Annotated in this window: 13 protein-coding genes; 1 reads left to right on the forward strand and 12 read right to left on the reverse strand. The window is 44.4% G+C overall.

Going from position 1 to position 11,715, the window contains the following annotated elements:
* Positions 1–384: 384 nt before the first annotated feature.
* The 12 genes from AB4507_RS10500 to trmJ all read right to left on the reverse strand — a co-directional run bounded on the left by AB4507_RS10500 (position 385) and on the right by trmJ (position 10,619).
* Positions 385–1,527 carry a bifunctional tRNA (adenosine(37)-C2)-methyltransferase TrmG/ribosomal RNA large subunit methyltransferase RlmN gene (locus AB4507_RS10500; RefSeq protein ID WP_017062516.1) on the reverse strand — a complete coding sequence of 381 codons (1,143 nt, stop codon included), beginning with the start codon at positions 1,525–1,527 and terminating at the stop codon, positions 385–387.
* A gap of 441 nt (positions 1,528–1,968) precedes the next feature.
* Positions 1,969–2,403: a nucleoside-diphosphate kinase gene (gene ndk / locus AB4507_RS10505; RefSeq protein ID WP_016797173.1), complete on the reverse strand. Its 435-nt coding sequence runs from the start codon at positions 2,401–2,403 to the stop codon at positions 1,969–1,971.
* A 106-nt stretch (positions 2,404–2,509) separates the two neighbouring features.
* Positions 2,510–3,805, reverse strand: a complete 1,296-nt coding sequence (pepB, locus tag AB4507_RS10510) for an aminopeptidase PepB (protein WP_017062517.1) — start codon at positions 3,803–3,805, stop codon at positions 2,510–2,512.
* Positions 3,806–4,011: 206 nt separating this feature from the next.
* Entirely contained in the window at positions 4,012–4,212 is a 201-nt protein-coding gene (gene iscX / locus AB4507_RS10515) for a Fe-S cluster assembly protein IscX (protein ID WP_004740335.1), read from the reverse strand.
* Between the two features lie 134 nt (positions 4,213–4,346).
* Positions 4,347–4,685: an ISC system 2Fe-2S type ferredoxin gene (fdx, locus tag AB4507_RS10520; RefSeq protein WP_010440525.1), complete on the reverse strand. Its 339-nt coding sequence runs from the start codon at positions 4,683–4,685 to the stop codon at positions 4,347–4,349.
* 20 nt (positions 4,686–4,705) lie between these two features.
* The gene (gene hscA, locus AB4507_RS10525) at positions 4,706–6,556 is read right to left on the reverse strand and encodes a Fe-S protein assembly chaperone HscA (protein WP_372182625.1); all 1,851 of its coding nucleotides are present in this window, start codon (positions 6,554–6,556) and stop codon (positions 4,706–4,708) included.
* Positions 6,557–6,578: 22 nt separating this feature from the next.
* Entirely contained in the window at positions 6,579–7,094 is a 516-nt protein-coding gene (gene hscB / locus AB4507_RS10530) for a co-chaperone HscB (protein WP_059021423.1), read from the reverse strand.
* Between the two features lie 84 nt (positions 7,095–7,178).
* Positions 7,179–7,502: an iron-sulfur cluster assembly protein IscA gene (gene iscA / locus AB4507_RS10535; RefSeq protein WP_010440519.1), complete on the reverse strand. Its 324-nt coding sequence runs from the start codon at positions 7,500–7,502 to the stop codon at positions 7,179–7,181.
* A 97-nt stretch (positions 7,503–7,599) separates the two neighbouring features.
* The gene (gene iscU, locus AB4507_RS10540; RefSeq protein WP_004740340.1) at positions 7,600–7,977 is read right to left on the reverse strand and encodes a Fe-S cluster assembly scaffold IscU; all 378 of its coding nucleotides are present in this window, start codon (positions 7,975–7,977) and stop codon (positions 7,600–7,602) included.
* Between the two features lie 33 nt (positions 7,978–8,010).
* Positions 8,011–9,225: an IscS subfamily cysteine desulfurase gene (locus AB4507_RS10545; RefSeq protein WP_050644450.1), complete on the reverse strand. Its 1,215-nt coding sequence runs from the start codon at positions 9,223–9,225 to the stop codon at positions 8,011–8,013.
* 27 nt (positions 9,226–9,252) lie between these two features.
* Positions 9,253–9,774, reverse strand: coding sequence for a Fe-S cluster assembly transcriptional regulator IscR (gene iscR / locus AB4507_RS10550; RefSeq protein WP_010440512.1), 522 nt, complete (start codon positions 9,772–9,774; stop codon positions 9,253–9,255).
* Positions 9,775–9,890: 116 nt separating this feature from the next.
* On the reverse strand, positions 9,891–10,619 hold the full coding sequence (gene trmJ / locus AB4507_RS10555; RefSeq protein WP_017062835.1) for a tRNA (cytosine(32)/uridine(32)-2'-O)-methyltransferase TrmJ: 729 nt from the start codon (positions 10,617–10,619) through the stop codon (positions 9,891–9,893).
* Between the two features lie 181 nt (positions 10,620–10,800).
* Here trmJ and suhB point away from each other — a divergent pair, with 181 nt between their 5' ends.
* Positions 10,801–11,604, forward strand: coding sequence for an inositol-1-monophosphatase (gene suhB / locus AB4507_RS10560; protein WP_017062836.1), 804 nt, complete (start codon positions 10,801–10,803; stop codon positions 11,602–11,604).
* Positions 11,605–11,715 lie beyond the last annotated feature (111 nt).

Below are 11,715 nucleotides of genomic sequence, written 5' to 3' on the forward strand. Positions count from 1 at the left end.
GTTTAAGCTCAATCTAACAACCCACGTTATGTGGAATTTTTCCTGCTATCTAAATCATCAACCCTTAAAGGCGAACATCATTCATTTATTATGGATGACCTTCTCAGGAAGCTAGTTTATCAAGTAGCCAACCTAAATAGACATATTGATGATCAGTAGCAAGCGAGCACTTAAATTAATTTAAGATTAGTTAATCATAAGCTAATGCCATTACAAGGCAAAAACACTTTAAACAAAATTTACCGTCAGCTCATGGTTTTGTCCAAAATTTGACGAAAAATGTAAGAAAGCGTGGGCAAGAAGTCCAAAAAATCAAAAACTGCACCCCAGAAAAGCAACAAGCCAGAAGTAAGACTTCTGGCTTGTTTAGGTTCTAATCGCGTTTTATACCGCTTTTACTTCAATCACACCACCGGCAATCAAGTTCGCTTCAGAGGCTGCTTTAAGCATTTTAGTACGCTTGGTTCTATCAATCACATCACCGACTAACTGACCACACGCGGCATCAATATCATCACCACGAGTCTTACGAACGGTTACTGTGTAGTTGTATTCCATCAGCGTTTTTTGGAAGCGATCAATACGAGAGTTGCTTGGCTTCTTATAAGGCGACCCCGGGTAAGGGTTGAATGGAATCAAGTTGATCTTACAAGGCGTCTCTTTCATTAGCTCAGCAAGTTCACGTGCGTGGTCCATATCATCATTCACATGATCCAATAACACGTACTCAACCGTTACTTTACCGCGGTTAGCATTTGAAGATGCAATGTAACGACGAACAGATGCTAGGAAGTCTTGGATATCCCAACGGTCGTTGATCGGCATGATTTGGCTACGTAGTGCATCGTTTGGCGCATGTAGAGAAATAGCCAATGCGACATCGATGTTGTCTGTCATTTGGTCAAGGCCAGAAACAACACCAGAAGTTGATACGGTTACACGACGCTTAGACAGTGCGAAACCTAGATCATCAAGCATGATTTCTAATGATGGCATTAGGTTCTTCATGTTCAATAGAGGCTCACCCATACCCATCATTACAACGTTAGTAATTGGACGACGACCGGTTTCTTTTTCTAGGCCGATTTCGCGAGATGCGCGCCAGATTTGGCCAACAATCTCTGAAACTTTTAGGTTACGGTTGAAGCCTTGTTGAGCTGTAGAACAGAACTTACATTCAAGTGCACAACCAACCTGTGAAGATACACATAGCGTCGCACGGTCACCATCTGGGATGTATACCGTTTCAACGTCTTGGTCGCCAACGCTCATCGCCCATTTAATTGTGCCATCTGAAGAGTGTTGAGCTTCAGAAACAACAGGTGCAACAATCTCACAGCGACGTTGAAGTTTCTCACGTAACTTTTTGTTGATGTTATTCATTTGTTCGAAGTCATCGACACCGAAGTGATAAATCCACTTCATCACTTGCTCTGCTCGAAACGCTTTCTCATTCAGTTCTTCTGTGAAAAATTTACGAAGACCTTTACGATCAAAATCGAGTAGATTGACTTTAGCTGTGGTCATGATGCCTCTCAATGACGGAACAATAATTAAGGGCGCGAATTGTACAGGCTTTACGCAACTTCAACAAGCATTGTAAAACCCTGTGTTTATTAAGACATTCAAACTTAAGCGATTAAAATTTGAACAATTGTATTTATCGGCCTGAGATTACCCAATTTAAACAAAGATTCCCGATTACACTCCTTCGTCGCTTTCGGGAATGACGTAAATAATCACAAATTGCTCGATAATATTTACCACGAGATGGTTGCTCCAAAGTTCCCCGTCATTCCAGAACTGAGGAACGAAGTATCTGGAATCTCCAATAACAAAAACAGATTCCCGATTACGCTCCTTCGTCGCTTTCGAGAATGACGACTAAATTGATTATCGAGAGCGTAAAATCCACTTACAAAAAAGGCCTCACCGAGGTGAAGCCTTTAGAATAATTTGCAGTGCCGATTATTGAGCTGGGCGTGGGCAAATTTCAGATTCTGGGAAGAAGAATTCGATTTCGCGAGCTGCAGACTCAGGGCTGTCGCTGCCGTGAACTGAGTTGTAACGCATGCTGATTGCGTAGTCAGCACGGATAGTACCGCATGCCGCTTCTTCTGGGTTTGTTTTACCCATAAGTTCACGGTAACGAGCGATAGCGTTTTCGCCTTCAAGCACTTGAACCATGATAGGACCAGAAGTCATAAACTCTTTAAGAGCTGGGAAGAACTCTTTGCCTTCATGTTCAGCGTAGAAGCCACTCGCTTGCTCTTCAGTAAGACGAACCATTTTAGCAGCAATAATTTCTAGGCCTGCTTTTTCGATACGGTGGTAGATTTCACCAACAAGGTTACGCTTAACTGCATCCGGCTTAACAATTGAGAACGTTCTTTCTAGAGCCATAGGGATTCCTTCACTTCATTTTTTTGTTATTAAATACTGAAATTACTGAGATCTTTCGATCTGAGCTTTATGAATGAGCGGCACAAAATACCGCTCACCCTTATTATTATTTTGCTTGGTCGATAAGAAGACGAGCCAGTGTGCGAACGCCCATACCCGTTGCGCCTGCCGCCCACTTGTCACTTGCTGACTTACGGTAAGTACCCGCGCAATCCATATGAATCCAACCTTTTTTGTAATCATCTACAAAGTAAGAAAGGAATGCCGCTGCTGTACTTGCACCCGGTGTGTAATCGCCTGTGCTGATGTTTGAAAGATCAGCAAAGTTTGAAGGCAACATACCACGGTGGAAATCAGCAAGAGGCAGTGGCCATAAGCCTTCTTTCTCTTGGTTTGCCGCTGTTAGCGCTTGGTGAGACAACTCATCATCGAAGCTTAATAGTGCGTGGTAGTCGTTACCTAATGCGTTTTTAGCCGCGCCTGTTAGCGTTGCACAGTCGATGATCAGCTCAGGGCTTTGTGCACTTGCGTACATCAGGCCATCAGCTAGCACTAAGCGACCTTCCGCATCAGTGTTCATAATCTCAACTGTTTTACCGTTTTTGTAGGTAATGATATCGCCAAGCTTCAATGCGCGACCAGAGATCATGTTCTCTGCGCAACATAGAATAAGCTTGATGCGCTTGTTAAGACCGCGTTCAATCGCAAGACCTAAACCACCAGTAATCGTTGCTGCGCCACCCATGTCAGCTTTCATCGCTGTCATGAATTGGCCTGGCTTGATACTGTAACCGCCCGAATCGAACGTAATACCTTTACCGACTAAACAGGCAAATACAGGTGCGTTTTCATCGCCTGTTGGGTTGAAGTCCAGTTGCAGCATTGCTGATGTACGCTCAGAGCCACGGCCGACCGCGTAGATGCCTTCCCAACCTTCGGTTAGTAGATCCTTGTCTTTAACGATCTTCGCTTTAACAGTGCCCGCTGGCGCCACTGACTTGATGTATTCTGCAGCCATTGTCGCAAGTTGACGAGGTGCCACTTCTTCAGCGGTTTTATTGATAATGTCACGCGTCCAGTCAGTTGCGCGAATACGAGCTTCAAGCTCAGTTTGATCGGCTTCTGAAAGTGCATCCCATTCCAATGCATTCTTTTTCTTTGGTCCACGGTAGCCTTGGTAGAAAGCCCAAACGCTTTCTAGATCCCAACCTTCACCACGAAGTGAAACGAATGCGATACCTTGTCCGTCAAGCGTACGACCCGCACGTTGAACTGCGCCTAGATCGTGTCCTTCACCAATGTGAATTGTCGCTCCCGCTTCTGAGAACGATAAAATAGCTCTTGCTCCCCACTGAGGCTGGGCAGCTTCTTGACTTAAAAATACTGACATCTGTGTAGACATGATTTCTCCTTGTCATGAACCACTGTGAGTGTGTGATTCTGATTATTTTTTATTAGCGCACTGATGTTAGCATTATGTAGGAGGAAAATGTCATTTTGATAAAAAAACGGACCATAAGGTCCGCTTTTTTTAGTAAGAATTGTTAACTTGGCTGCGTTTTATATTGGACTGATGCCAACCCGCGACCAAATCATCAGATAAGAGGATTAATCCATCTCATCCATCCAGCACAAAATAATAGCCTCTAAGATTTTCTCATTCGAGTGGTTAGGCTCGTCATCAAACTCTTCAAGGTCTAGCACCCATTGATGCAGATCGGTAAAACGTACCGTTTTAGGATCAGTATCAGGGTACAAATCACATAGCTCAATTGCGATGTCTCGCGAATCAATCCACTTCAAGCTCATAACACTTCCTTATATTTATTAGCGACGCTCTGTCACCTTTATGATCTATATTCTAGGCCAGTTTTCTTAGTATGTTTGTCTAAGCAATAACTCTCTCAGTCATCGCTGTATTAGCCATGACTGAAAACAGGTTCTTAATGGTCTTCAGAAGCCAGGTTCAACGTGTACTTTGGAATCTCTACAACAAGATCCGTATCAGCCACTTTAGCTTGGCAACCCAAGCGAGATTCCATCTCTAAGCCCCATGCTTTATCTAGCATGTCGTCTTCTAGATCATCACTCTCCTCTAAAGAATCAAAACCTTCACGAATCACAACGTGACATGTTGTACATGCGCACGATTTCTCACATGCGTGTTCAATACCAATACCGGCCTTCAGTGCAACATCAAGAACCGTCTCACCAGTTTTTGCTTCTAAAACAGCGCCTTCTGGACATAGATCTTCGTGAGGTAAAACAATAATCTTTGGCATGTTTATCTATTCTCTAACTATTAAATATTATCGACTGACTGACCTGACAGTGCAGCACGAATTGATTTATCCATACGACTAGAAGCAAAGTCTTGGCTCGCTTTGTCGGTATTCTTAATTTCTAGTTCAATAGCATCAGCGTTGTCGCCATTACGCACTTCAATCAGTGCTTCAATCGCTTGAACAAGTTGTTGTTTGCCTTGCTCATCAAGTAGCTCGTCACCGTCGGCTTGCATTGCAGCGATAAGGCCTTCGATAACGCGATCCGCTTCTACGCGTTGCTCAGCAAGAGCACGCGCTTGCATGTCTTCTTTTGCAAACGTCATCGAATCTTTCAGCATGCTAGCCACTTCGTTGTCGCTTAGACCGTAAGAAGGCTTAACTTGGATTTCAGCTTGAACGCCAGTGCTCTTCTCCATTGCGGTAACCGATAGCAGGCCATCAGCATCCACTTGGTAAGTAACACGAATATGAGCAGCACCTGCAGTCATCGGCGGGATGCCTTTCAAAGCAAATCGAGCCAGTGAACGGCAGTCGTCAACCATCTCACGCTCGCCTTGCACGGTGTGTACTGTCATTGCAGTTTGACCGTCTTTGAACGTGGTAAATTCTTGTGCGCGAGCAACTGGGATCGTGGTGTTACGAGGGATGATCTTTTCGACCAAGCCACCCATAGTTTCGATACCTAAGGAAAGTGGGATAACGTCCAGTAGTAGCATTTCTGAGTCAGGCTTATTACCGACTAAGATATCCGCTTGAATTGATGCACCAATCGCAACAACTTCATCAGGGTTAATGCTGGTTAGTGGCGTACGACCAAAGAAGTCACCGACCATTTCACGTACAAGTAATGTGCGAGTTGAACCGCCGACCATCACAACTTCTAGTACTTCATCCGCGTCTACTTCCGCATCTTTTAGTGCGCGACGGCATGAAAGCAGTGTTTTCTTAACGAGCGGTTTGATGATCTCTTCAAACTCTTCACGAGTTAATGAACCAGACCAATCGAGTACGTCAACATCAACGCTTTCCGCTTCAGATAAGCCAATCTTCGCTTCTGTTGCGGCGTCTAGAAGAATACGATTCTGTTCTGCTGTTAGCTCTGATAAGCCCATTTGTTCTTGGAAATGATCCGCAACTAAATGGTCAAAGTCGTCGCCGCCTAATGCAGAGTCACCACCTGTTGCTAAAACTTCGAAGACACCTTTCGATAGGCGTAGGATAGAGATATCAAACGTACCACCACCTAAGTCATAAACAGCAATTACTCCTTCTTTACCAGAATCCAAGCCGTAAGCAATCGCAGCGGCAGTCGGTTCATTAAGAAGACGTAACACGTGAAGACCAGCAAGTTGCGCTGCGTCTTTCGTACCAGCACGCTGTGCATCATCAAAGTAAGCAGGAACGGTAATAACAGCACCAGAAAGCTCACCACCGAGTGTTGACTCAGCACGTTGACCTAGCGCTCGCAGAATGTCTGCAGATACTTGAATTGGGTTCTTGTTACCTTGCTCAGTGCGAATCACAGGCAAACCATTATCACTTTCTTCAAATTGATATGGCAGAGATGGGTATCGCTGTTGAATATCTGACAGTGAACGACCGATTAGTCGCTTAACTGAGATAATGGTATTTTTAGGATCAGTCTGTGCATTTGCACGAGCTTCATCACCAGTCGTGTACGACTCTGACGTATAGTGAACAACGGAAGGAAGAATACTGCGACCTTGTTGATCAACCAGTGTGCTCGCCTCACCACTGCGCACTGCCGCAACCAATGAGTTTGTTGTACCTAAATCAATACCCACAGCAAGCTTGTGCTGGTGAGGAGCGGCGCTTTGCCCTGGTTCTGCAATCTGAAGTAGTGCCATGGATGTGTCCTTGTTATACGAACTAGCCGATCAGACGATCTTCAACTAACTCGATTTCATTCTTTAATTTTGCAATAAACTTAAGCTTTCTTACTCGGTCTGCAGCTTCTAACCAAGCCTCACTGTCTAGTTCTTGTTGGATAGCGCTTAATTGTTGTTTATACATTTTGCTAACCTTTCCTTCAAATGCAAACAAAGCATCTTCAGGATCAGAACTGTCGGCGATCTCTTCAAGCTCTTCGCGCAATTCCATTTGCTCCATCAGGAACATAGGATCTTGCAGAGTCTGCTGCTCACCACGAATATCCTCACCATGTTGCACTAACAGGTATTCAGCTCGGCTGATTGGATTCTTCAATACCTGATACGCATCATTGATTTGCGCAGCTTTTTGCACGGCTAATAGGCGATCACGCTCAGAAGCTGTGGCAAATTTATCAGGGTGGAATTGGCGTTGCAGATCTCTAAACTGAGAAGAAAGAAGGCTACCATCCAGTTGAAACTGAAGTGGTAGCCCAAATAATTCGAAATGATTCATGTAACGGTGGTCCTAAGTTTAGGCTCTTCAATCAGAGCCTAATTTTATTCTTCGGTCACTATAAACGCTCAACGATTGAAGCGTTTATACGTTGAAGCTCTCACCACAACCACATTCGCCTTTCGCGTTAGGGTTGTTGAATTCAAAACCTTCGTTTAGGCCTTCTTTTACGTAATCAAGCTCAGTACCGTCTAGGTAAACTAGGCTCTTTGGATCAATGATGACCTTAACACCTGAATGCTCAAACACTTCGTCTTCTTCGTTAAGCTCGTCAACGAATTCCAGTACATACGCCATACCCGAACAGCCAGTAGTTTTTACCGCTAAGCGCAACCCGATACCTTTACCTCGGTTATCTAGGAAAGCTTGAACTCGGCTTGCTGCCGTATCTGTCATGGTGATGGCCATACTACAACCTTGTGTTTTATATAAATTGAGAACTCAGGGGGAGCACAAAGGATGCTCCCAAATATTGCTTATTTTTTGTGATTACTTAATGAAACGATTAACGCTTCTTTTTGTAATCCGCAACTGCTGCTTTGATTGCATCTTCAGCAAGAATTGAACAGTGAACTTTCACTGGTGGCAACTCTAGCTCTTCTGCGATTTCAGAGTTTTTGATAGCAGCCGCTTCATCAATACTTTTACCTTTAACCCACTCAGTTACTAGTGAGCTAGACGCGATTGCGCTACCGCAGCCGTAAGTTTTGAATTTTGCATCTTCGATAATGCCTTCTGGCGTTACCTTGATTTGAAGTTTCATTACGTCACCACAAGCTGGTGCGCCAACCATGCCGCTACCTACACTTGGGTCTTCTTTATCAAACGAACCTACGTTACGTGGGTTTTCGTAGTGATCAATTACTTTTTCGCTATATGCCATGATAGTTACCTCGAATCCTCTATTTCCGTGAGATTAGTGATGAGCCCACTCAACAGTGTTCAAATCAATCCCTTCTTTATACATATCCCATAGAGGAGACATGTCGCGTAATTTGTTTACCGCTACACGAATTTGTGCAATCGCGTAGTCGATTTCTTCTTCCGTTGTGAAACGGCCGAATGAGAAACGTACTGAGCTGTGTGCCAGTTCATCGTTTAAGCCAAGAGCGCGTAAAACGTATGAAGGTTCTAGGCTTGCTGATGTACATGCAGAACCTGATGATACCGCTAGGTCTTTTAGAGACATAAGCAGAGACTCACCTTCAACGAAAGCGAAGCTCACGTTTAGGTTGTGTGGTACACGTTGGTCTAGGTCGCCGTTTACGGTTACCGCTTCTAGATCTTGAACACCTTTCAATAGGCGCTCACGAAGTGCTAGTGCGTGATCGTAATCTTTCTGCATGTCTTGTTTAGCGATGGCAAAAGCTTCGCCCATACCCACGATTTGGTGAGTAGCAAGAGTACCAGAACGGAAACCACGTTCATGACCGCCACCGTGCATTTGCGCTTCTAGGCGAATACGTGGCTTACGACGAACGTACAAAGCGCCGATGCCTTTAGGGCCGTATGCTTTGTGTGCAGACATAGAGATAAGGTCAACTTTCATCTCTTTTACGTCTAGTGGGATTTTACCCGCAGACTGTGCCGCATCAACGTGGAAGATGATCTTGCGTGAACGACATAATTCGCCGATTGCAGAGATATCTTGGATTACACCAATCTCGTTGTTTACGTGCATGATAGAAACTAGAACAGTATCTTCACGCATTGCAGCTTGTAGCTTGTCTAGATCGATGATGCCGTTAGCTTCTGGCTCAAGGTATGTCACCTCAAAACCTTCACGCTCTAGTTGGCGACATGGATCAAGAACCGCTTTGTGTTCTGTTTTGCACGTGATTACGTGCTTACCTTTCTTCTCGTAAAAGTGCGCTGCACCTTTGATGGCAAGGTTATCTGACTCTGTAGCACCTGACGTGAAAACAATCTCACGTGGGTCTGCATTTAGTAGATCGGCAATTTGCTCACGAGCATTATCTACTGATTCTTCTGCCTGCCAGCCGTAACGGTGTGAACGAGATGCAGGGTTACCGAAGTTACCGTCCATCGTCATGCACTGAACCATTTTTTCAGCAACACGTGGATCGACTGGGCATGTAGCTGAATAGTCAAAGTAAATAGGCAGTTTCATTTTCTACTCCAATGTAAAAACTGACCGCTAAGAGCGGGCATTAACACCGTGAGGTGCTGCACTAATCGTTGTAGTGCTCGTATTTTTATGTGCAAAACCATTATTAACCGCAAGATCGATATCTTGACGATCAGAAATCTCTAAAACTTCGTTATCTTTCATTAGCTCACCGAGCGTAATGTCATTTAAGAAGCTGCTGATTCGGGAGCTTAAATCACGCCAAAGAGTGTGAGTTAAACAACGACTACCACCTTGGCAATCTGCTCGACCGTGACACTTAGTTGCATCAACTGATTCGTCTACTGCAGCAATTACAGTTCCGACAGCGATGTCGCTCGCTTCAGCACCTAAACGGTAACCACCGCCAGGACCACGAACACTAGCAACTAAGCCAGCTTTACGTAACTTAGAAAATAGCTGTTCTAAGTAAGATAATGAGATGCCCTGTCGCTCTGAAATATCAGCCAGAGGAACTGGGCTTTTTTGCGAATGCAGTGCTACATCTAGCATAGCTGTTACCGCATATCTTCCTTTAGATGTAAGTTTCATATCACACCGAATCCACATTGTTTATGTGGTTGGAATCTTCCCATACCTGACTAAATTGGTCAAGTATTTAGCTGACTATTTTAGTCAAGTATTAACCCTTAGAGTTTGTGTGGTTTTTATTTGTCGTTTTTGCTCTTCTCAATTGAAGTCAAAATGCCGCGTAGAGTGTTGATCTCTTGCAACTCTGGACGAGCTCGACTGAACAGACGACGTAGTTTATTCATCACCTGACCTGGCTTATCCTTAGAGATAAATTGGGTATCAATGATCACTTTTTCAAGGTGCTCATAGAACATTTCTAGTTCTTCGTGACGAGGGTACTCATCTTGTTGCTGTGGCTGATATTGGCTAGCGACCATATCAAGGTGAGCTACACGCACTTCGTAGCTCAGAGTCTGCACTGCCATTGCTAGGTTTAGCGAGCTGTATTCAGGGTTAGCTGGGATACATACATGGAAGTGGCACTTCTGAAGCTCATCGTTAGTCAAGCCAGTACGTTCACGGCCGAACACTAATGCGACTGGGTGCTTTTGACCTTCAATCGCAAATTTTTGTCCACACTCACGAGGCTCAAGCATTGGCCATTCAAGCGTACGTGAACGTGCACTCGAACCAACCACCAAACCACAGTCTTTTACGGCTTCGTCTAATGTAGAAACGATGGTCGCGTTTTCTGCGATGTCACCTGCACCCGCAGCCAGTGCTAAGGTCTGCTCGTCAACTTCACATTGAGGGTCTACAAGAACTAATTGACTCAAACCCATCACTTTCATTGCGCGAGCTGCTGATCCGATATTTCCCGAATGAGACGTACCAACCAGAACGACTTTTACATTGTCTAACATGCTATATGACACCACTTTAAAAATAATCGCGAGATATTAACACATAGCAAAGTAAAATGGTCAGACCCTTCGCGTAATGTGAAACCAAGAGTTCAAAAAATAACCACTTCCCTTTTGGTAAAACTTTGGTATACTCGCCGCCGCTTTAAATTGTTCTTTAACATCTTGTGGGAAAAACCATATGCATCCAATGCTAAACATTGCGATACGCGCTGCGCGTAAAGCTGGCAACCATATTGCTAAATCTCTAGAAACAACTGATAAGATCGAATCGTCTCTAAAAGGTAACAACGATTACGTTACTAACATTGCTCAAGAAGCTGAGTACATGATCATTGAGACAATCAAAGCATCTTACCCAGAGCACAGCATTATTTCTGAAGAGAAAGGCCTGACTGAAGGTAAAGACTCTGATGTACAATGGATCGTTGACCCACTGGATGGCACCAACAACTTTGTAAAAGGTTTCCCTCACTTCTCTGTATCTATCGCTGTTCGCATGAACGGTCGTACAGAAGTTGCTTGTGTTTATGACCCAATGCTAAACGAGCTATTCACAGCTCAACGTGGCGCTGGCGCTCAACTTAACAACGCTCGTATGCGTGTTACTCAACTAAAAGACCTTCAAGGTACTGTTCTAGCGACTGGTTTTCCATTCAAGCAAAAACAACACTCTGAATCTTTCATGAAGATCATCTCTGGTCTATTCATCGACTGTGCTGATTTCCGTCGTACAGGTTCTCCTGCTCTTGACCTATGTTACCTAGCAGCTGGCCGTGTTGATGGTTACCTAGAACTTGGCCTTAAGCCATGGGATCTAGCAGCTGGCGATCTAATCGCTCGTGAAGCTGGTGCTATCATGACTGACTTTGCTGGCGGTACTGATTACATGACTTCTGGTAATGTTGTTGCTTCAAGCGCACGTGGTGTTAAGTCTATTCTTAAGCACGTTCGTGAGAACGCTAACGAAGGTATGCTGAAGTAATTCAGACCTTACGTTAACGCTCCCTATTTTAAGGGCGCATAAAAATTCCAAAGCCTCGCTATATAGCTATAGCGAGGCTTTTTTGTATCTGCGATACGAGATACGAGATAC

Origin of the sequence: Vibrio sp. 10N.222.54.A3 (genome assembly GCF_041474095.1) — a bacterium.
Taxonomy (GTDB): Bacteria; Pseudomonadota; Gammaproteobacteria; order Enterobacterales; family Vibrionaceae; genus Vibrio; species Vibrio crassostreae_C.